17 protein-coding genes and 1 pseudogene are annotated in these 20,647 nt (G+C 39.9%); 7 read left to right on the top strand and 11 right to left on the bottom strand.

What is annotated here, in order from left to right; translation table 11 throughout:
* The first annotated feature begins 11 nt into the window (after positions 1 to 11).
* Both tnpB and ACZ5A8_RS12220 read left to right on the top strand, forming a co-directional pair.
* Positions 12 to 1,127, top strand: a pseudogene (tnpB, locus tag ACZ5A8_RS12225) (IS200/IS605 family element RNA-guided endonuclease TnpB).
* 27 nt (positions 1,128 to 1,154) lie between these two features.
* The gene (locus ACZ5A8_RS12220) at positions 1,155 to 1,277 is read left to right on the top strand and encodes a hypothetical protein (RefSeq protein WP_464529344.1); all 123 of its coding nucleotides are present in this window, start codon (positions 1,155 to 1,157) and stop codon (positions 1,275 to 1,277) included.
* A gap of 576 nt (positions 1,278 to 1,853) precedes the next feature.
* Here the strand turns inward: ACZ5A8_RS12220 and ACZ5A8_RS12215 are convergent.
* The gene (locus ACZ5A8_RS12215; protein WP_464529342.1) at positions 1,854 to 3,098 is read right to left on the bottom strand and encodes an IS110 family RNA-guided transposase; all 1,245 of its coding nucleotides are present in this window, start codon (positions 3,096 to 3,098) and stop codon (positions 1,854 to 1,856) included.
* A gap of 678 nt (positions 3,099 to 3,776) precedes the next feature.
* On the opposite strand from ACZ5A8_RS12215, the gene ACZ5A8_RS12210 reads away from it, so the two are divergent.
* Together ACZ5A8_RS12210 and ACZ5A8_RS12205 are read left to right on the top strand one after the other, a co-directional pair.
* A complete protein-coding gene (locus ACZ5A8_RS12210; RefSeq protein ID WP_464529340.1) occupies positions 3,777 to 4,154 on the top strand; it encodes a response regulator in 378 nt (125 codons plus the stop codon).
* 41 nt (positions 4,155 to 4,195) lie between these two features.
* The gene (locus ACZ5A8_RS12205; protein ID WP_464529339.1) at positions 4,196 to 6,946 is read left to right on the top strand and encodes a hybrid sensor histidine kinase/response regulator; all 2,751 of its coding nucleotides are present in this window, start codon (positions 4,196 to 4,198) and stop codon (positions 6,944 to 6,946) included.
* Positions 6,947 to 7,172: 226 nt separating this feature from the next.
* On the opposite strand, the gene ACZ5A8_RS12200 is transcribed toward ACZ5A8_RS12205, so the two are convergent.
* The 4 genes from ACZ5A8_RS12200 to ACZ5A8_RS12185 form a co-directional block, all read right to left on the bottom strand.
* Positions 7,173 to 8,270, bottom strand: a complete 1,098-nt coding sequence (locus ACZ5A8_RS12200; protein ID WP_464529337.1) for a hypothetical protein — start codon at positions 8,268 to 8,270, stop codon at positions 7,173 to 7,175.
* Between the two features lie 289 nt (positions 8,271 to 8,559).
* Complete coding sequence (locus ACZ5A8_RS12195) at positions 8,560 to 9,243, bottom strand: DUF72 domain-containing protein (protein ID WP_464529335.1); 684 nt, start codon at positions 9,241 to 9,243, stop codon at positions 8,560 to 8,562.
* A 289-nt stretch (positions 9,244 to 9,532) separates the two neighbouring features.
* Positions 9,533 to 10,612, bottom strand: a complete 1,080-nt coding sequence (locus tag ACZ5A8_RS12190; protein WP_464529334.1) for a hypothetical protein — start codon at positions 10,610 to 10,612, stop codon at positions 9,533 to 9,535.
* Positions 10,613 to 10,766: 154 nt separating this feature from the next.
* A complete protein-coding gene (locus ACZ5A8_RS12185; protein WP_464529333.1) occupies positions 10,767 to 11,234 on the bottom strand; it encodes a DUF3795 domain-containing protein in 468 nt (155 codons plus the stop codon).
* 1,018 nt (positions 11,235 to 12,252) lie between these two features.
* On the opposite strand from ACZ5A8_RS12185, the gene ACZ5A8_RS12180 reads away from it, so the two are divergent.
* Positions 12,253 to 12,603, top strand: coding sequence for a DUF2173 family protein (locus ACZ5A8_RS12180; RefSeq protein ID WP_464529331.1), 351 nt, complete (start codon positions 12,253 to 12,255; stop codon positions 12,601 to 12,603).
* Positions 12,604 to 13,007: 404 nt separating this feature from the next.
* Here ACZ5A8_RS12180 and ACZ5A8_RS12175 read toward each other — a convergent pair whose 3' ends face one another.
* The gene (locus ACZ5A8_RS12175) at positions 13,008 to 13,187 is read right to left on the bottom strand and encodes a hypothetical protein (RefSeq protein ID WP_464529330.1); all 180 of its coding nucleotides are present in this window, start codon (positions 13,185 to 13,187) and stop codon (positions 13,008 to 13,010) included.
* A gap of 297 nt (positions 13,188 to 13,484) precedes the next feature.
* Between ACZ5A8_RS12175 and ACZ5A8_RS12170 the strand changes: the two genes are divergently transcribed.
* Positions 13,485 to 14,129 (top strand): uracil-DNA glycosylase family protein, encoded by a 645-nt coding sequence (locus tag ACZ5A8_RS12170; RefSeq protein ID WP_464529329.1) that lies wholly within the window; start codon positions 13,485 to 13,487, stop codon positions 14,127 to 14,129.
* Positions 14,130 to 14,296: 167 nt separating this feature from the next.
* On the opposite strand, the gene ACZ5A8_RS12165 is transcribed toward ACZ5A8_RS12170, so the two are convergent.
* The 3 genes from ACZ5A8_RS12165 to ACZ5A8_RS12155 form a co-directional block, all read right to left on the bottom strand.
* The gene (locus tag ACZ5A8_RS12165; RefSeq protein ID WP_464529327.1) at positions 14,297 to 15,106 is read right to left on the bottom strand and encodes an alpha/beta fold hydrolase; all 810 of its coding nucleotides are present in this window, start codon (positions 15,104 to 15,106) and stop codon (positions 14,297 to 14,299) included.
* A 207-nt stretch (positions 15,107 to 15,313) separates the two neighbouring features.
* On the bottom strand, positions 15,314 to 16,249 hold the full coding sequence (locus ACZ5A8_RS12160; protein WP_464529326.1) for a toast rack family protein: 936 nt from the start codon (positions 16,247 to 16,249) through the stop codon (positions 15,314 to 15,316).
* Between the two features lie 77 nt (positions 16,250 to 16,326).
* Complete coding sequence (locus tag ACZ5A8_RS12155) at positions 16,327 to 18,339, bottom strand: histidine kinase dimerization/phosphoacceptor domain -containing protein (protein ID WP_464529324.1); 2,013 nt, start codon at positions 18,337 to 18,339, stop codon at positions 16,327 to 16,329.
* 724 nt (positions 18,340 to 19,063) lie between these two features.
* On the opposite strand from ACZ5A8_RS12155, the gene ACZ5A8_RS12150 reads away from it, so the two are divergent.
* Complete coding sequence (locus tag ACZ5A8_RS12150; RefSeq protein ID WP_229391549.1) at positions 19,064 to 19,276, top strand: hypothetical protein; 213 nt, start codon at positions 19,064 to 19,066, stop codon at positions 19,274 to 19,276.
* A gap of 329 nt (positions 19,277 to 19,605) precedes the next feature.
* Here the strand turns inward: ACZ5A8_RS12150 and ACZ5A8_RS12145 are convergent, their stop codons facing one another.
* Both ACZ5A8_RS12145 and ACZ5A8_RS12140 read right to left on the bottom strand, forming a co-directional pair.
* The gene (locus ACZ5A8_RS12145; RefSeq protein ID WP_464529322.1) at positions 19,606 to 20,352 is read right to left on the bottom strand and encodes an endonuclease III domain-containing protein; all 747 of its coding nucleotides are present in this window, start codon (positions 20,350 to 20,352) and stop codon (positions 19,606 to 19,608) included.
* Positions 20,353 to 20,377: 25 nt separating this feature from the next.
* On the bottom strand, positions 20,378 to 20,548 hold the full coding sequence (locus tag ACZ5A8_RS12140) for a hypothetical protein (protein WP_464529321.1): 171 nt from the start codon (positions 20,546 to 20,548) through the stop codon (positions 20,378 to 20,380).
* Between the last annotated feature and the right edge of the window lie 99 nt (positions 20,549 to 20,647).

Here is a 20,647-nt window from a genome sequence, read left to right as displayed (position 1 = left end):
GAATCTATAGTATGTTAAAAGCCTATAAGTACAGAATCTACCCAGATAAAGACCAAGAAGAATTCATAAAAGTAAATTTTGGTGCATGTAGATTTGTATATAATTGGGCTTTAGAACAGAAAATTAAAACTTATCAGCAAAATAGCAAATCAATATCAAGGTTTGATTTACAGTACATTTTAGTTCACGAAGTAAAACCTTCTAATGAATGGTTGAAAGAAGCTAATTCGCAGGCGCTGCTTGCATCTTTAGTAAATGTAGAATCCGCATTTACTAAATTCTTTAGAGAAAAATCTGGATTCCCCAATTTCAAATCTAAGAAAAATCCAGTACAGTCTTATCAGATGCCTCAACATTACTCTGTAGATTTCGAAAAGCAGGTAATCAAGCTTCCAAAAATAGGTGAAGTCAAAGCAGTACTTCATAGAAAGTTTGAAGGTGCTATGAAAACTGCAACAATTTCAAGATCAAGTACAGGAAAATATTATATTAGTATCCTTGTAGATAATGAAAAAGATATACCTGATAAGCAGAACTTTTCAGAATCAACTACAATAGGCATTGATGTAGGCATCAAAGATTTTGCAGTTCAATCAAATGGAGATAAGATTGAGAATCCTAAATACCTGAAAAACTCTCTAAAAAGAATGAAATGCTTGCAGAAAAGAGTGAGTAGGAAGGTTAAAGGTTCTAATAACCGTAACAAAGCAAGACATAATCTTTCAAAAATTAATGAAACTGTTAGCAATCAGAGAAATAATTTCTAACACCAACTCTCTTTTAGACTGATCAGCGAGAACCAAGCTATATCGTTGGAAACTCTGAATGTTAAAGGCATGGTAAAGAATCATTGTCTGGCTCAATCAATATCTGATGCTGGATGGAGTAGTTTCGTAACAAAGTTAGAGTATAAAGCTGAATGGTTAGGAAAGACTATACTAAGGATCGGAAGATTTGAGCCGTCTTCAAAGATATGTAATATTTGTGGATATTATAATGGCAATCTGACCTTGAAAGACAGAGAATGGGTATGTCCGGGTTGTAGAACCACGCACGACAGAGACATAAATGCTGCAATCAATATCAAAAAATTCTCTCTTCAAGATCAAAATCTTATAGTTATCTGACACCTACGGAACGTAGGGGATGGGCTTGTGGACTTGCGAACGGTTAGTTCGAGGGATGAAGCAAGAAGCCCCTTCCTTGCCATCAGGCAGGGAGGGGTAGTTCACAAAGACGTAATCTCAGATTTGTACTTCGAGATTAAGATCTACTGATTCACATAGAAAAAGAGAATTGTTTTATGAGCTGATCCCAAAACTGAAAATTGATCCTCTGAATCTCCAATTTTGAACAATCAATCGAGTTTATGATCATAGAAAATAGTTCTGAAACTTTTATTAATTTAAGAAGAAACCTAGTTTTGGGATAGGCTCAAGAAAAGAACTAAACACTCTTTCTCCTGATCCTTAATAAGTAAACTGATTCATCAAAGACTACCAAACCCATGTGTTAAATTCAAGTTATTTAATCGACAGAGATTACGTGTATTATGGAAGAATATGGGAAGAAAAGGATCTGTAAGTTAAAAGTTGATTTTTAACCCTCAACCTTCAAATTTTATTCGTTATTCTTAACATCATTTTCATATATTAAACAGCTTAAATCTCCAGAGCGTTTCCCATCTTTGTTTTTCAGATTTAGCTGGATACTTTTTGCATGGTTAATCTCGGGTTAGTCTCCAGCTACTCTTCAGCTATTCCCCAGCCATTCTTCAGCTATTCTCCCATTATTATCCTGTTTTTTGGGAAACGTAATTTCTTTTGGCATGAAAGTACATGAGGATATCTTCCTCACGTACTCTCTCTGTCTTCTTTTCCCATAATTGCGAATATTCCACTAATTATTTTGATCCGTTCATCAGCCGAAAATATTTCAGTTTCAACAATCTTTCTCTTTTGAACTTCTCCCTTTTCATACCCTGTCTCATCTTCATACATCTCATCACTTGTGATAAGATGCCATATTATCGTTGCAATTTTCCTTGCCAGGGCAATAATCGCCTTTGCATATCCAATTGACTTCTTTTTTCTGTTAAAAAACTCTTTTAACCTGCTATTCTTCTTTCTTGCTGCTGCTTGAGCAATCTGTGTCAGAATCCACCTTGCTACTTTTGATCCTCTCTTTGTGATTCTTCCATTATGGTATTTATCTGCAGATTGATACACATTCGGAACTATCCCAAGCCATGAAGCAAGTTTATCCCCTGAAGAAAAGTCTTTGAAGTTTCCTATCTCAGCAATTAAAGTTGCCGCACTCAGTTCTCCAATCCCAGGAACTGACATTAAAATTTCCATTTCATGTTTATGATTTCTATAAGCGTAATTGAAAATTTCTCTTTCCAGAATTTCGATTTCTTCATCCAGATGTTTTATAATGTTCAGGCACATCTGAAGCCTTATTGCAGCACTCTGAGATATTTCTCTGTTCAGAATCTCTCTTATCTGACCAGCTTTCTTCCGAACATTTGGAGAAAGTGATTCTATAATCTGATCAATATTTTTTCCTGAAGAAATTCCTGATAGAATTGCTCTTCCATTTTTTCCGAAAATGTCTGTTAGCACATCACCTAGATGTAACATTTCAGAAGAAAGAATAGCATGAGCTTCATTTTTTATATCTGTCCTTTTTCTTACAAGAGTTAACCTGAGCCTGACATACGACCTGAATTCCCTGTGCTTTTTAGGAAAAACTCTTGACGGTTGAATCATTTTATTCAATGCAAGTTGTGCAATGACTTCCGAATCTATCTTATCGGTCTTTTTATGTGTAAATGCTTTCATATCTCGCGCATTTCCAACTATAACAGGCAAATGATCTATCAATGACTCATAAATCGGAACCCAGAAGTCACTTGTTGATTCACAGGCAACAACATCACATTCTTCTGATGTCACCCAATTTTTAAGGTTTAAAATTCCATCATCATCTCTATCAAAACGTTGTAGCTGTTTTTCACCGGATCTGCTGAGAATAGTAGCAATGACAAAATGTTTGTGAATGTCTAAACCACAAGATTTGTTTATTTCTCCTTCCAATTTACATTACTCCATCATTTCAAGGACAGTGGAATTGCCTCAAAGGCAATTTGGCATCCGTGATCAAAGTCACATCTGGGCCTTCGATGGCAATTCGCTGATTAGTTTTTTGACGGTTTCACAGAACCAAAGAAAAGACAACCTTACTGTCCTAAGGTAATGATGGAGTTAATAAACAAAAAAGTTAGGTATAAAAGGACTTTCATCTTTTTGGGCATGTTATTCGAAGAATATCATGTGCGTTTTTTAAGAAAGCTGGTTCTATTTACCTGCTGATCAGACTTTTTCTTGGCAAAAAACAAAATTTTTATATGTATGGAATACAATTACTTTTTAACTTTTAAACTTTAGTAAATTCTATTATATTCGGGGAAAACGAATAATATATTTAACTTACTGTCTGGTAAGTTTTTCAAATAGGGGAAAACGACAGGGTCTAGATGCAATTGTCTTATCGAGTCTGCCAAAAATACTCTTTGCTTTTAGCTCTGATGTCTTAAAGGATATATAACCTTTATATGGACTTGTAATTGTTTAGATGGACTGGTAGAGGCATCTACTTAAAATATCGGTCCAGAGTTCGTACCAATCCAGAGCTTGGAAAAATAATCACTTTGCTAGGGAAGCATCTGTATTTTGCCAGGTCTCTTAATATATGCAGATTGAGGGGTCATGGAAATGAAAAGTATACTTGTAGTTGAGGATAGTCCTGTAATTATGGAACTTATCAAATTCCTTCTTACTACTTTTGGCTATGAGAGTAAAGAAGCGAGTGATGGGTTTGAAGCTCTCAGAATTGCTAAAGAAAACAGGTTCGATCTCATACTTCTTGACATACAGCTGCCAGGATTTGACGGGCTTGAAGTCCTTAAAGAAATCAAAAAAATCCCCGAAATCCAGAGGACACCTGTAGTTGCCCTTACAGTTCATGCCATGCAGGGGGATGAGGACAGGTTTTTAAAAGCAGGTTGCAGTGGGTATGTTTCTAAACCCATCGACATCGGCAGATTCAAATCAATATTAGAGATGTGCACAGGTGAATGCAAAGCAGTGTAAGGAGTTTACGCAGTTTATGGTCCTTTAAGGGGGATGAAGGGATGGTAAATATTTCAAAGTCGCCATTCACAAAAAGGTCTAACGAACTCGTACTTATTCTTGTCCTGGGCTTTATATTTACACTGGCAGCTTCTAACTACAATCTTTTTGAATCTGTTGTGTTGTTTGTTGAAAATTACGACCGTGATGGTTTGGGTCTTCTGCTCGTTCTTTCAATATATGTCTCTTTTGGAATGGGAATATTTGCTCTCAGGAGATGGATGGAGCTCGAAAATGCTCTCGTACTTTACAAGGAAACAGAAGACGACCTTAGGGAAAAAGATAAGATGTACATAGCTCTTTTTGAACAGTCCAATGATGCTGTTATCATTTCAGACGGAAAAAAGGTCATGGATATTAATAAAAAAGGCTGCGAAATTTTCGGTTTCGGACAGAAGCGCCCACTTAATGCTTCTCTAATGTCCTTTATTCCAGGCGAGTACCTTCCTGAGCTTCAACAGGCACTTAAGGAAACTTTCAAACAGGATTCTTCTTACTTTGAAATGAGGTATCAGAAGCCTGACGGGGAAATTGTTGACATAGAAGTTAATCTGTCCCTTATCGACAGGAAAGATAATATTGTTCAGATTGTAGCCCAGGATATTACCGATAGGAAAAATGCAGAAAGGTGGGAACAGGAGAATCGGGAAAGGCTCAAAACCATCCTTGATAATACGCTGTGCAGTATCCTGCTGATCGAGGCCTCCTCCAGGAAAATTGTGGATGCAAATCCTGTTGCCCTGAAAACGACTGGTTATTCCGAAAAGGAACTTATAGGAATGGTCTGCAGCCAGTTAATCTGCCAGGCCGGGGAAGAAAGATGCACTGCCCTTTTTCTGGACCAGGCTGAAGATCTTTCTGAAAGTTTGCTTTTCAAAGCCAGAGGAGACCCCATACCAATTCTTAGAAATGTCGTGCCTGTCTCAATAGGAGGAAACGGTTATTTTGTTGAAAGCTTTATAGATCTCTCGGAGTATAAAAAAGCTGAAGAAGACCTCCTGCAGGCAAAGCTTGCAGCCGAAGGGGCGAACCGCGCAATGAGCGAATTCCTTGCGACCATGAGCCACGAACTGCGTACCCCCCTTACTGCCATAATCGGTTTTTCGGAGCTCATGCTTGGAGGGACCACTGGTGAGTTCGACGAACTGAACAAAAAGTTTCTTGGAAATATCTCAAATAGTGGAAAACATCTTCTTTCGCTCATAAATAGTATTCTGGACCTCTCCAAGATAGAAGCCGGGAAAATGGACCTTGAACTTGACTATTTTACACTTTACGATACCTTTACTGATACTAAAAATATAATTTCCCCTCTTGCCCTGAAGAAAAACATTTCAATGAATTTCAATGTTGAATCAGGTTTCTTTATCTATGCGGACAGGACCCGTTTCAAACAGATTATGTATAATCTTGTAAGCAATGCGATAAAGTTCACTCCTGCTGGCGGCTCTGTCGAAGTCCTGGGGTCAAAATCCGAAAACGGGATCAGGGTTGCCATATCCGATACAGGTATAGGGATTTCGAAAGATGGCATAAAACATCTTTTCAAACCCTTCAAGCAGATTGACTCTGCCCTCAGCCGCAAATACGAGGGTACTGGCCTTGGTCTTGTTCTTGCTAAAAAATTTGTAGAGTTGCACGGAGGCAGGATATCGGTTGAGAGTGAACCCGGTAAAGGTTCAACCTTCACTTTTGAGGTGCCTGTAAAGATCCTGTGTGCCAGTGAAAAAATAAGGATACCTGAAACCTGTGAGAAAAATGGAGAAAAGGTTCTTGAAGCTCCTGATAAAATAGAGAAACCTCTCAAAACTCCTGATGAAATAGGGAAAACTCTCGAACCCTCTGACAAAAAAAGCGAAACAGATGAACCTGAAACCGAAGATCAGGCAGGAAATAACGAAGAAAAAGGTTTCTCTGATATTTTTGAGCCCGAAGGATCAGACGGATCCGAACCACTTGTTATGGTTGTTGAGGATGATAAACTGTCCAGAGAACTTCTCATGTTCACATTAAAGGAAGCAGGCTACAGAGTAGCCCAGGCTGTCACAGGGAAGCAAGCTCTCTTTCTTGCCCGGAAATTAAAGCCTTTTGTAATTACTCTGGAACTTATGCTGCCCGAAATGAATGGATGGGATGTGCTTCAAAACCTGAAAAAAGACAGCGGGACTGCAGGAATTCCAGTACTTGTTCTCTCAATAGATGACAGAAGTGATTGCAAAATGCTCTGGGGTGCCTTTGACCATCTTGTAAAGCCAGTCGAGAAGTCAATCCTGCTTTCAACTTTGGATCGATTAAAAGAGAAAATGAAAAAGGAATCGCCAAAGATTCTGATTGCGGATGACCGGGAATCTATGGTTGAACTTATAGCTTCTCTGGTTAAAGAGGAAGGTTATGTTATCAGCCGGGCATATGGCGGAAAGGAAGCAATTGAAAGGGCATCTACAGAACTTCCGGATGCTATAATCCTGAATCTGATGATGCCTGATGTATCAGGTTTTGAGGTTGTAAGGGCCCTTAAGAAAAACCCTGAGACCGTGGATATCCCTATAATTGTATGCACTACAAAAGACCTGAGCGCGCAGGAAATGAAAATATTAAACAACAATGTTTCGTTTGTCATGCAAAAAGAGGACTTAAATAAACAGACGCTTCTGCAGTTAATAAATAGCCTTGAATCAAAGGGAGATAGTTGTGGGGCATGTGCCTTTTCAGCTACTCACGGAGACTGTCCATCACAGTTCATTCAAGACTGAAGGAATTAATTGAGAGAACCAAACTGATAAAACGACCTGATAAATGACCTGATAAATGACCTGAAAAGAGAATTAACCGAAAAAGACTGACCGACAAAATACCTACTGGAAAAATATCTACTGAGAGAATATATTAGAAAAATGTCTGCTGGAAAAAAGACTGGCTGAAAAAGAAAAGGAATAAAAAAACTAAAAAATCCTTAAAAGCCAGAGTCCCTGTTCTTTTTTACCAGACACCGTTGTTTTTCAGGGTAGCCAGAATATTGGTGAATTCATTGTTGAATCTGCATTTCCGGAAATCAGCAGAGTCCAGGATATTTTTCTTTATTGCCTGCAGCCCTATCAAAAGGCTTATGTCGTTACTGTACTCGAATTCTTCCCCGGATGCTGTGATATTTTCTGCAAGGATTTCAAGGAGCTTCGGATCAAGATCATTTGTGATATAGGTGTCCAGGATCAGAAGATCTGCAATTCTTTTGTAAAAATCAATCAGGTTCTGGTAACCTGGTATGGAGTACGTTTTTGCTGTCTGCTTTTGCCTGTTGAGATAAATCAGGTATCTGCAGATTGTGCTTATAAGGGTCTCAGTAACTTCTTTTTTAGGAAACTCAATTGGAAACCTTTTCAGCATTTTTGAGTTCAAATGCTGGTTATTCTGCATTTTTTCACGGTTCCATATATCAGGAAGAGCCCTTGCTATCGAAGAGTTAAGCACAGCTGTGACATAATGGTAGAGTGTGGGATCTCCAAGAACAACTCCTATTCCGTCTGTAAACACGTGTTTTCCATTCGCATCATATGAAGCATGAAGTCGGTAATGGTTGGTAATGATTATTTTAGGTGTTTTTATATACTGCAGGAAGCTTTCGTTTTCCAGGCGATAGCACTCGGCAGAATCCAGTTCCTGTTTCTCGGTTCCAGACTCCTGTTTTGTTTCCATCAGCTGCTTATAAGCTACTGGGAACCTGGTCTTCAACTCCTCCGGCTGAAAGATTCTGTATTCTTTCTTTATATTGTAGCCCAGGATCTCATAAGGCAGCATAAACCGATACTGATCTGAGTGAATGGCAAATTCATTCGAAAGAGAGCCATCCATATAAGGATACATAAGTTCCTTCTCTATGCTCACCTGTTCTATACTTATATTTGTTTGTGGGTTTCTGCAGCCGTTGGATGCATCTGCACAATGTTCTCTCGAAAGGTCTGTTTTGTATACCAGATCATTGGCTGGGGGTACGCCTTCAAAGACCTCTATTGAGATATCTTCCAGCGTTCTAGGTATTTTGCTCAGCCTTTCGACAATATCATCTTTACTCCAGAACATATATTTCACTTCTTTTTTATATATAGGGAGTTCCGGGCAAATACATTTTTGTCACCAGTTACATGCCATAGAATTAAACTCTTATTTTGAGACATATAACTTTTGACCATGTGGGTTATCCGGATCAAACTTTAAATATAGCTCTTTATATAATAATTTATTCATATCATTGGTTAACAATTGGAGCAAATTTTTTTTCTTGTTAGAATAGAAGTCTGAAGCCGTTAATCCAGATATTTTCAGTCCATAAAAATAGAGATTTTTGAAAACAGGGGTAAAACTCCCGGGTTTACATATCTGAAAAGACTTTTAATGCCGTCCTTGCGTTTTCGAGCATGTTATGATTGTTATTAAAATAAATGTAGACTTTCTCACGCCCGGATTCATTTATTCTCCGGACAGTTTCTTTAATTTCTTCTTGTGAGTAATTGTAACTGTACCAGCCTTCTCTTCCGTGCATTCTCATATAAACGATTTTTCCGGGAAATATTCGGTCCCTGTGATCCGGTGAGTCTACCGATACCAGGGTCACATTCTCCGTAAGCTCTGTACACAGCTCATCGTTTCCAAGCAGCTCTTTATTCCTTATTTCCAGAGCAAATCTTTCGCCAAGTCCCGTTTCTCCTGCAAACCACAGGGCTTTTTCAAGATCATCGAATTTTGGCGGTGCCTGAAAAAGATAAAAATCAATAAGGTGGTCCAGGGGCTCAAACAGTTGCCGAAAGTTTTCCCATATATCAAGAGCGCTTTCACTGAACTGGCGCCAGTGGGTTATAGACCTGTGGACTTTTACACTCCACCTGAGCTCCGCACCTTTTGTGCTCCAGCCTGTTATATTGTTTGGAAATGGAAACCTGTAGAAACTTGCGTTGAGCTCTACGGAATTCAGACCGGAGTTCTCCACAAACCACTCCAGATTTTTCTTTTTGTTCCACTCATAGTACCAGCCGCTTGTGCCCACAAATGCATCCATGTAATCCCCATCATTATCGGGTCTGCTAGCAGATGTACCTTTGGTTTATGGAAGATCTGGTCTATGAAAAGCTGCTTGATCATTTGAACGGCTGGTCTATGAAAGGTTCTATGAAAGGTTCTATGAAAGGTTCTATGAAAGGTTCTATGAAGGGTTCTATGAAAGGTTCTATGAAGGGTTCTATGAAAGGTTCTATGAAAGGTTATTTGATAGTTTGTATATAGAGACTTGATATTTCGGTTAAGAGCTCGATAGTCAGGATAGAGTCGGCGGATGTTCAATAATCAATTCAGGTAACGTAGAAAATGTTTAAAACTCCATGGCATGTGCAGGTAGTTGCTATGAAAAAAGCCCTGTCCTCGAGTTTTTCAGACTTTTTCGCGCTCCCGTTTTCCTGAAGCTTACTTACGAATTCCCGGATCTCCAGCATATTCCGTTTAAACTCCACGCCCTTCAATCCACCTATTCCAGGCTTCATTTGATGGCTTTCAAAGACCCATCCCGGGATGGTGTGGATAAGTTCTCTTGTATATTCGGTAATGGTTTTCGGTTTTTTCCGTCCGAAGGTAGGACATTTATCTCTCGGTCCGGGGCAGCCATCGGGACAAATTTCTCCTTCCCTTGCATACGAGAAAAACAGCATGCCGTGTTCAGGGTAACTGCCTGCGATTACATCTTCAGGAAACACCGATGCAATTGTTTTGAAAAAAGACATGAGCTCCGAATCTTCAGGCCTGATAAAGAGTTCATTTACAGGGCTGCTTTCCCTGGAACAGTTTTTTTCAAGACTATCTATTTCAGGACTATTTATTTCAGGAAGGCCTGCTTTGCGGTTTTCTTTGAGGCTTTCTTCTTTCTTTGCCTCCTGCGTTGGGAACTTAAGGATATCTGCAAGCATATATGCAATTGCATGGCATGGCACGGCAGGGATAATATATTCAGGGATGCCAGAGCTGAGGAGAAAAGGGATTCTCTGCATGTCCATTCTGTAAAAATAAGCATCTGATTTTTTACCTGATTCCTTACTTGATTCCTTATCAGATTCCTTATTTTCTTCTTTCCTTTTCCCTTCTGTCCGGAGAAGTTGTTCTTTCATCCCTTCCTGAACCGGGGCTTTAGCTCTTTTCTTGAGGAGATCTACAATCTCGCTTTCGGTTTTAAGAACCTGAACTTCTCTTGAAGCAGGCGCGTTTTCATCCCTGTCGATAACAAGCATAAAGGGGAACTTATTCTTGCGGGCGTACTGAAGAAAATCTGTGCCAATTTTTCCACCACCCAGAACAAGGTAATAATCTTTGATTACTGGCAGGTTCTTAAGTTCTTCGGTTTTTACATCGATTGGTGATATTTTATCGCCTGGATTTGCCATAGAAGTGCCTCCGAAATATTTCTCCGATTCGGGTTGGATTCAAGTTCATTTGTAAGTCACGCCAGTTGGTCATTAAATATGATTACTTTTTTGGGCTTGTTTGAGTTATGGTTCCTTCTCAAACAGGCCTTTCTCAGTTTGGCTCTTTCTACGTTCACTCCTCCTGCCAGTTATAAATAGGCCTGCGCCGCTTACTCCAGCCTTCAAAACCATTTTCCCTGATTTCCTTAAGGTTATGCATTACCGAAGCTTCACAGCGGGGTTTTAAGGACTCAAACTTCTCACATGCTTCAAAAGCCCCGCATTCCCAGCATCCCTCGTAGCCTTTTTCCTTGCAGCACTGAATTATCTGGCAGGGCACTGCACTGCACCCTCCTGCGGTTCTGCAGCCTTCAGAGCAGGTGTGATTTATAAGAGCTTCAAGCACGGTAAGAAACGCATCATACTGCTGGAACTCCGAACCAAAAGGACTTTTTACACTGGCATAACTCTGAAAGCCTGCATCCTCAAGTGCCTCTTTTAACTGTCCCGCAAGTTTACTATGTTTATTACAGAAATGGATACAATCAGCACAGTAAAGCCCGCAATAGGCTGTGAGTTCCTTTTCCTCTCTTTCCTGCATAAGGAAAAATCTGACCTTCTTTTATAAAGAATCTTTTGTGTAAAACATAGGTAAGACTGCCCAGCATGGAAATTCTTTTTCGTTACAAAGGAGGAGTTTAACATATATTCTAAATTGATTATTTTTAATATACAAATTATTTATGGCGTCTATGTCATGATACGCCCATATGCTGCTGGTACAGTCAATCAATTATTTATAATTACAACTAATTAATTGGAGATATCTTTAATATCTGCCTATATTTATATCTGATATTATTCTTTCAAACTGTGCGCCCACTCTTAAATCTAAAAAGCCCCAAAAATAAATACTCGTACTGTATGAATATATTTATCAAAACAGCAAAGAAATTTTACCTGTTGCCCTCAAATCTCCTGTTGATTCTCAGTTTTTTCGGGTAATTTTTTCATTTTTAAGACAGTTTGCTTTTTCTCCTTTCACATGCCTGAACTCGATGAAATCCCTTATGAGAGTTTTGAGTTAGAACACTGGGATAAGTTGGATTTCTTTTCCATCTTTGAATTCCAGTAAACCGATTTCAAGTCATATTCCTGCATTTTTTGAAGGCTTATCTCAGCTATCTGAGTCTTCTTTTCAGTCATTCAAATGCTTGTGTTTAGTAGTCTGTATGTTTTTTAGACTACCAAAATGCCCTTACTGGATTTTAATTATGCAATATTCTCCAAAACAAAGTCCTGAAAGTGTCTATAATTAACTTTGAGAACAGTGTTAAGCAGGTTTTCATTAAATGGAAATGCCTGATTTTTAAGTTTTTAACTTTCTTTTTTTAATTTGATATATTTATATAATATTGTGTCAATCTTTTTCTACTCCTTTATGAGAAAAAACAGGTACAAAGGAGCTATTTATCTTACTGAACTAATTTGATGCACACGTGGATATGTAGAAGAGCCTGCGGACATGTGAATAGTAATTTGGGGAAAGAAGCAGGAAACTCGTGAACTGAAATTACTATGCTCACCAATTATATACTGAAATTTAGTGGGGGAAGTGTATGAACGGAAAAGAATGTAATCTATCGTTAGATGAACTTCTGAAGTTTGAAGGGGTAATGGCAGCCGGGATTTTCAGTCCCGAAGGAAAGCTTGTGGATTATAAAGCCAAGGACGGGATGCCCAAGGAGATGGCAGAGACGACCGCCAAGTTCTGCGGAGCTGTGAATATGATGTTCGATGCTCTGGCGAGTGCTTACACAAAGCTTTACGGGATGAACTGGGTGCCCCAGAATAACTGGATGTACAGCGGCGGTGATTGGACCGTTATGATCTCAGGAACAAGGGGAGTCTTTGTTGAAAGCTCCAAGGCAGATTTACAGAAGCTCCTCAGAGCCCTGGGAATGTGTTAACACGCACTTAATAAGCCTGGCTAGCCACTCCTGGTTAGCCAATCGTTTTTTAAATACAGATTATATATCAGGAATTATTACTTACTAAAGAAAGAAGTATTCTATCGCTATTTTTTTATACCTTGACAACATATTATAAATTGATCCATAAGGTCAGTCCCAGATCTATGAAGAAGACGTACGAAGAAGGTATGTAACTTAAATAGGTAATGACTTGACTAAGTAGTAACTTAACTGAGTAGTGACTTAAATAAGTAGAACTTAACTGAGTAAAGAACTACATTGAATTGTGGATCGGACCTTATGGGTCACTTATACCCTCTTTTCTAATACTTTAATCTCTGTTACTTTGATTTCTGTTTTCTATATTTCTCTATTTTACCTTTGTTTTGGTTCTGGATTAATTATACCAGCCTCAGTTCTTCTGTTTTGTTTGTTTCTTCGCTCCTGTTTGTTTCTTTGGTCCTGTTTGTTTCTTTGGTCCTGTTTGTTTCTTTGGTCCTGTTTGTTTCTTTGGTCCTGTTTGTTTCTTTGGTCCTGTTTGTTTTAATCAACCGGAATGACAGGCTATTTTCAGCCTCCAAAGCCCCAGGCTCTGACCGGCTACCTGTTAGTTGCTTTTTAAATGAAGCTTTAAATACACGAATAAATTAAGTAACCTTAAAAGATTATTTTAGTTTACATGAGCATATCCTGCACTTGAAGGAATATATCAAACTCAGAGCTTCATGGGGTTCTTATGCCTTATGTTGTCGTAGGCTACAGCTTTCTATTCATCAAATCTGCCCCACAAAGAAAACCTGATTAAAAGCAGCTTGATATTCCGCAGGAAAGCAAAGCTTACACTGTGACCAGTGAGTCAACTCGAGGTGAACCCAAAAATGAAACCTGCTGAAAATATTGAATGTAAAGATTTTACCTGTTCCGATATCAATAAAAGCGAGTGTCTCGCGCCTGCTGTGGAAATCAATCCTGGAAAAGTCAAAGTAATTATGATTTCTGAAGCTCCTCCTGAAAACTCTCATGACTATTTTTATACTTCAGGAGAGCCGTTTTTCTTGAAAACAACCTTGCAGGCGTTTAGTGACGCCGGAATTTCTGTAAGCAGCATACAGGAGATCCTTGATCTCGGATTCTACCTGACGACTGCGGTAAAATGCCCAAAAACTCAGTATGGGATTTCAGCTGCAACGATTAAAAATTGCTCTTTTGTACTGGAGAATGAGCTTTCTCTCTTTCCGAATATTGAGGTTTATTTGTTAATGGGGGATGTTGCAATAAAGGCTTTCAACTACATCAGCAAGAGGCGGAACGGCAAAAATACGATTCCTGCTGATTCTACATACAAAATAAGAAAGGATCAGTTTTATTATGAGGGAAAGCGGGTTTTTCCTTCATATTTGCAGACTGGACAGAATTACCTGATTGAGAAATCAAAAAGAGTGATGATAGCTGAAGATCTTGCTGAAGCAGTTAAGATACTGGAGGCAAGCGGGACATTTAAGAATCTTCTTAATAGAGAGTAAATAGAGGGTCAATAAAACTTAATAGAGAGTTAAATAAGATTGAGAGTTAAATAAGATTAATAGAGAGTTTAAAAAGAAATAAGGGAGTTTTATTGCTCAGGGATTCAGAGGGATTTTAAGAAATATAAAATATAAAGGGACAGTAACTGCCTTCCATACATTTACAATCAATCAGTGATCTCTTCGATGAATGCCACAAGGTCGGACGCAACGCGAGCGGGATCTTCCCAGTAGAATGCGTGTCCGGCACCGGGATATACAACGAATTGTGAGCCTGGGATCGCTTCTTTTAGGATTTCCTGGTCGCTCAGGGGTAAGAATGCATCATGATCGCCCCAGATAACCAGGGTGGGAACCTTTATCTTATCGAGCTCTCCAGAAGAATCATCTTCCAGGAGACCTACGAATGTCGCTTTCCATACACGTGCAGGGACCTTCTGGCTTTCCTGCACCAGCGTTTCTAAAAATGCCTGCGGCACTGGCTGAGCAAGTGTATCCTCTACAAATTCACGTGCAATCCGCGGGTCAACAGGGTCTGTCATTTTCGATATTGTAGAGTCCCACAGCTCCTGCAGGACCGTTTTGTCTTTCAGGGTGAAAGGAGAGCCTAGAAGCACAAGCCCGAGGGTGCGTTCGGGATGGTCGATTGCAAAGCGCCGGGCGATAATGCCTCCGCTGGAACCCCCCACAACCACGGCTGCTTCAAGCTGAAGTACGTCTATAAAAGCCAGAAGGTCAGCCGCAAAATCATGTGGTTGATAGCCCGCTTCAGGGCGGCTTGCATCACCATGGCCCCTTTGCGTCAGAGCTATGGCATGTATAGACTCGGGCAGGTTAGGCAGCAAGCGTTCGAAGGAACGCCATGAGTCTGCAACGGCATGCAAAAACAATACGGGAACGCCCGATATGTCTCCCTGCTCAACATATGGAAGCACGACCCTGTTGGGAAGCTCAACAGATTTGGTAACAAATACCATGTTTTATGTCCTCCTGCCGCCCTCGACTTTCGCGGGCTGATTTATCCGTTCACAGGCTAATTTATCTATTTTCCTGCTGATTTTATCTGGTTTTGCTGCGTGGTTCTGCTTATAATCTGCAATAACTTTATTGGCGCCAGGTCAATCTCCTGCAAAATGCCGGTTTTATAATTTCAGGATAATTTTTGCTTATGGTTTTGGAGGCTTTTAATCTGCCAGCTGCAGTTTAATACTTCCTATGCTTGATGAGGCCCTTATGATTAAGGTTACTTCTGATTCTTCATATGCGTCGTTGAAGTAAGCATCTCCTTCCTGTCTGAAACCTGCAGCTTCTACAGCCACAGGAGTAACAGCTTCAACATGAACCCCTGTATTTTCGGGAAGCTGCAGGGTTATTTCCCCGGTGTTTACCAGTATTTCTATATTGCAGTCCTGGGTCCAGTTACCTGTGAGGTCTGCAAGAATGTTCCCGTTGTTCAGTTCGATTTTTACATTGTCCAGGGAAGAGTAATTGCCTGAAAGCTCTGACTGAATATTCCCATTGGCTGACTCTATTGTTATGCCTGATAGAGAGGGGTAGTCTCCTGAGAGAGTTAGCAGGACATTGCCATTGGAATGCATCACATTCACCTGTTTGAGCAGGGACTGGTTACCTGTAAGTTCTGCCTGCATATTTCCGTTATTAGTGTTGAGAGCAAGTGTATTAAGCAAAGAGCTGCCAAGGGAAAGCTCGGAGTTTCCATTTTCAAGATCAGCACTCAGGTTTATCGGCATTTCCTGATTGAGACGCAGGTCCCATTCGTTCCGGATTCGATTTCCTCCTGCAACTCCCTGTACTTCAGGCTGCCTGATTGTAAGTCTGCCTGTGTTTTCCCTTACTTCATATCCCATTTCCGGTCTCCAGTCTTCAACATTGTACCGGAATTCGGCATCAAGCAGGTTGTCCGTGCCTCCACTGATTTCCATATTTCCACTGGCCATATCAAACTCCAGGTCTGCAGATTCGGCTCCCTCCGGCTCAACCGATCTGGACTCAACCTGAAGCTCTCCTACCTCAATGCACCCACAGCCCGACAGCAGCACAGCCAGAAAAACTGACAGGCCACAAAGCAAACTGAAGCTCAAAGCCTTCTGAGACCCCATTTTCTAACCCCGGTTTTTATTAGCCTGTACCGATTAATTTTATCGGTTTATTTCATTGGTTTATAAATAATCCAACATCATCCACTTTTCTCTTCAAGACAGGTTTCTTCCATGAAATTTATCCTGAATTCGGCCCCTTTTCCTCCTTTAAGTTCGATACTACCATCGATCTGGTCTACAAGAATATTTACAAGTTGAAAGCCGAGAGAGGAGGTACGTCTGAAATCAATATCTTCAGGAAGACCGATTCCATTATCCGAAACTGTCAGTAAGAACTCAGAGACCTCACAACTTTCAGGGTACCGGTTATTGTCCTGATTTTGACTGATAATACCTGTACGGTGGAGTTTAATCTGTATTTCCCCGCCTCTTCCAGCAGGAAAAGCATGCTTTAAAGAATTAGACACAAGTTCATTGATAATGATCCCCAGAGGAATTCCGGTATCCATCCCAAGGAATGCGCTTTCCATATCAAGCTTTAAGTGGATACCTTCATTTCCTATCATATATGACCGGAAGAGCTCATTAGCCAGTTTCTGGATGTAGGCTTTAAAATCAAAGGTCTCTACATCTCCGTTCTGTCCGGTCTTATAAAGCTCTTCATGAATGAGGGACATCGATATAACCCTGTTCTGGCTATCATGGAAGGATTCCTTTACTTTTTTATCACTGAAATGCTCGGCCTGAAGGCTGAGCAGGGATGAGATTACCTGAAGGTTGTTTTTAATCCTGTGGTGGATCTCTTTTTTCCTGATTTCCTCAGTTTTTAAAAGGGCCTGCTCTGCCTTTTTGCGTTCCGTAATATCAAGCATTACGCCTACAATCCCGATTATTTCCCCGGATACATCACTGTAAATAGCTTTGTGGGCAAGGAAATCCCTTAACTCTCCATCTATTGCACATTTTATTTTCAATTCGTGAGGCAGGCTTTTGCCTTCTTTCAGAAGTATATTGTCATAATATACGGATTTATTGAGCGTCTCTTCAGAGTACTGTCCCCTGAATTCGTACATGGAGTGCCTTATTATTTTTTCTTTCGGAAGGCCAAGGATCTGTCTGGCAAACATCTCATTGCATCCCTGATAGATACCTTCAAGGTTTCTGTAAAACACAGGAGAGGGTATAGCATCAAGAAATGTCTCAAGGAAGTATACGCTATTTTGAAGGTCTTTTTCCACCTGTTTGCGGATCGAAACTTCACTGAACAATTGTTCATTTATTTTTGTAAGCTCAGAAGTCCTTTCATCAACAAGCTCTTCCAGGTGTTCCTTGTACTGACGTAACTCTTCTTCAGCCTGCCTGCGCTCAATAACTTCCGCAATCACAAAAGCAACAGAATTTAAAAAGTAGGTTTCATCCGCGGTAAATTTCCTTTTCTTTGTAGAATGAGCGCCAAGCACTCCGAATGGTTTTTCCACATCCACTATAGTGACGCTAATCCCGCTTGCAATATCGTGCTCTCTCAGGATTTCCGGGGCTTCAAAACGGCTTTCTTCTGCAAAATTTCTTACTATTACAGGCACCTTTGAAAACACCGTATATCCTGCCTGAGACCATTTACCTCCTTCTACCACTGCTTTTCCTACAAGACCGGGTTTCCAGCCGGTACCTGCTCTGAGCAGGAAATTTCCGTCAGGTGTGAATTCAAGGATTTTGCAAAACTCAAGGTCCAGGGTTTTAGCGATCAACCTTACACTTTCATCCATAAAAGCCTGAAGACTTTCACATTTGAGGGCCATTCTCCCGAGTGTATAAAGAGCGTTATACTGTTTTTCTTTGATACGGAGTTTTTCTCCCAGCTTTTTTTGCCCGCTTATGTCAGACCCGTAGATGTTTACATACTCCTTTCCGGGCACGGGATAAAAAGCTATGAAATACACTTTTTTTCCCACTTTAACTTCTGTTCTTTCCGGATCGGTCCTGGAAACAACTCTTTTAACAAGAGTCTCTACTGAATGAGGAAGTTTCTCCCCTACTTTAATATCCCACCTGCGCAACAGGGCCTCACCTGCTGTGTTTGAATAGATGACCCTCCCATCAGCCCCGGCCCGAAGAACAGGATTTGGATTTTGAAACACCAGTTGATTCACTATGCTCCTTCCCCCAGGAGTCTACCCCTCTAAAAGCCCTCAGTCAGAAATTAATATTCGCAGACCAGAAATCCACCAGCATTTATAAATTTTTGAATAATCGTCTCTACGACCTAAGATTTCTTCTCTGGTAGAGGTTTAGAACAAAAGTTCTTGTAGCTATTGTTTGTTTTCTTGTAGCTATTGTTTGTTTTCTTGCTCCTGTTGCATTATAATATACTTTTACTCTAATAAATTGCTTCCTCTGGTGTTCGATCCTTACACTTTTTCTCAGACTGAACACAAAATTTATATAAGTAAACTGGGTAATTATTCGGAGTGAGTAATTTTATATTAGTCAAAAATATTCTCAATGATGTGAGTTTTAGAAATATATAGATTACTATGATATATAGTGACTACTTGGATAATCTATTTATATGAGCCATACAAACTATATTATGTCTAAGAGAAACCGAAAACAAATGAAAATAAGAATCAAAGTTGCGCTGGCGCACCCCGCCGCAAGCAACGGGGTATGTTCGCGCCACCGCTCCAAATTCCGTTAGAGTAGATAATAACCCTAAACAATTTAGTTTGAGCAGAAATTAACAGCCCAAAAATGGAACTGATAAATCATATTATCATTAACGCTTACCGGGGAAGTTTTCCATCCCCGTAGCAAGCTAGCGGGGTATTCGATTGAAAATAAACCATAAATTAAAAATAAAAAAGGTGATATAAAATGGAAAAACTTAGAAACTTAATTATCGAGAACGTGACAATATTCAATAAGGCATTTCCAGACAGGTTCTGTCATAGCCCGGATGTAATCTCAGCGATCTCATATGACTATAAGTTCACTTACGGGCAGGTCGAAAACGAGATCGAGAAGATGGTCCATGAAGGGGTCCTTGATGCAGAACTTTCCGACTGGTACGGAATAAAGCTCTTATAAGGATGCTGCCCCTCTCGGGAAAAAACAGGAAAATACAACCAAAGCACAACCAAAGCACAACCAATGTACAAACAATGTACAAACAATGTACAAACAATGCGTAACGAAATTCTGGATTAGATCAAGTATTCAATTACGGAAGGGCATTTGAATGCCCGGAATTTGATCACGTAAACCAGTATTTAAGTCGGGTTAAGAAACATAATACAGCGAGAACTTCATCCGAAGTTTCGCAAGTAGCTACTTCTTCCCCTTAAAAACCTTTTAATCTACGAGTTTTCAGTTCGTACGGCCACAATTTTCACCCTGTACGGTTCAAACCGGCAATTTCAGTCCAGAAAGCTTCTTAGAAGCGGACACTTAGAATAGTTAATCTTCTTTTGATAATACCTCTTTGCATGTTCTACAAGAAGAGCATGATATTCCTGATAGATGACCAGATCTTTCGGCAGATTCTCTTCAAACAATTCCTTGATTTCAGAATATTTTGCTTTTTCATCAGCCAGACCGAGATTGCTTACGACTCGTCTTGTGTATGTGTCAACCACAAATGAAGGCTGCTTAAAGGCATAAAGCAGAATCGAGTCTGCAGTCTCGGGACCTATACCTTTTAGCGAGAGCAGTTCTTCTCTCTGAGGTATTCTGCTTTTCAATTCCAGAAACCATTCTGCAAGGGTTTTGAGGCGTGCTGCTTTCTGGTTATAATAGCCTGCAGGCTTTATGGATTCTTTTAAGGCTTCCGGGTCAATGGAGAGGATTGACTCCAGAGAAAGGGAGTTTGTTTGCCGGAGGTTGATGAGAGCTCTTTCAACCTGCTGCCAGCTCGTGTTCTGCGTAAGCAGGGCTCCGCAGATGATTTCAAACTGCTGACTATCTGTATGTGGATAGGTGTAGTCTCCGGGATGATACCCCCGGACAGATCCTGTTTTTGTAGGGTTTGTTCCTCCTTTTCCATGCAGTTCTGTCAGAGGCCACCAGCCCTGAGGGCCATATGAATCAAGAAGGAATCTATAGATATCCAGGATGATGGATTCGGTACTTGTTCTGGAAGTACGGTTGTGAATATATTTTTCCATTTTCGTGCACTATAGCCCAAGTTTTTTATTTCAATATTTCTAATTTCAATACTTCTAATTTAATATTTAATTTAATATTTAATTTAATATTTAATTTAATATTTAATTTAATACTTCTAATTTCAATACTTCTGATTTCAATATATCTGTATCCAGGAAATTCCTTAAAAACGCTCTTTTTCTGAGCATTTTTCATGTAATATTACTTCACATTTCCCCTATCTGAATAAAAAAGATAATGTTTCTCATCCTGCTTTTTGGGGCAAATGAGAAACTGTTGAGCTGTCTGCAGGTA

This window comes from Methanosarcina subterranea, assembly GCF_055385895.1.
The sequence above is the reverse complement of the archived record's forward strand: the minus strand, read 5'-3'. Positions and strand labels throughout refer to the sequence as shown.

Coding starts and splice junctions, on each gene's coding strand:
- ACZ5A8_RS12210 (WP_464529340.1), top strand. CDS start 3,777: ATGAAAAGTATACTTGTAGTTGAGGATAGTCCTGTAATTATGGAACTT.
- ACZ5A8_RS12205 (WP_464529339.1), top strand. CDS start 4,196: ATGGTAAATATTTCAAAGTCGCCATTCACAAAAAGGTCTAACGAACTC.
- ACZ5A8_RS12200 (WP_464529337.1), bottom strand. CDS start 8,270: ATGTTCTGGAGTAAAGATGATATTGTCGAAAGGCTGAGCAAAATACCT.
- ACZ5A8_RS12195 (WP_464529335.1), bottom strand. CDS start 9,243: ATGGATGCATTTGTGGGCACAAGCGGCTGGTACTATGAGTGGAACAAA.
- ACZ5A8_RS12190 (WP_464529334.1), bottom strand. CDS start 10,612: ATGGCAAATCCAGGCGATAAAATATCACCAATCGATGTAAAAACCGAA.
- ACZ5A8_RS12185 (WP_464529333.1), bottom strand. CDS start 11,234: ATGCAGGAAAGAGAGGAAAAGGAACTCACAGCCTATTGCGGGCTTTAC.
- ACZ5A8_RS12180 (WP_464529331.1), top strand. CDS start 12,253: ATGAACGGAAAAGAATGTAATCTATCGTTAGATGAACTTCTGAAGTTT.
- ACZ5A8_RS12170 (WP_464529329.1), top strand. CDS start 13,485: ATGAAACCTGCTGAAAATATTGAATGTAAAGATTTTACCTGTTCCGAT.
- ACZ5A8_RS12165 (WP_464529327.1), bottom strand. CDS start 15,106: ATGGTATTTGTTACCAAATCTGTTGAGCTTCCCAACAGGGTCGTGCTT.
- ACZ5A8_RS12160 (WP_464529326.1), bottom strand. CDS start 16,249: ATGGGGTCTCAGAAGGCTTTGAGCTTCAGTTTGCTTTGTGGCCTGTCA.
- ACZ5A8_RS12150 (WP_229391549.1), top strand. CDS start 19,064: ATGGAAAAACTTAGAAACTTAATTATCGAGAACGTGACAATATTCAAT.
- ACZ5A8_RS12145 (WP_464529322.1), bottom strand. CDS start 20,352: ATGGAAAAATATATTCACAACCGTACTTCCAGAACAAGTACCGAATCC.
- ACZ5A8_RS12140 (WP_464529321.1), bottom strand. CDS start 20,548: ATGAAAAATGCTCAGAAAAAGAGCGTTTTTAAGGAATTTCCTGGATAC.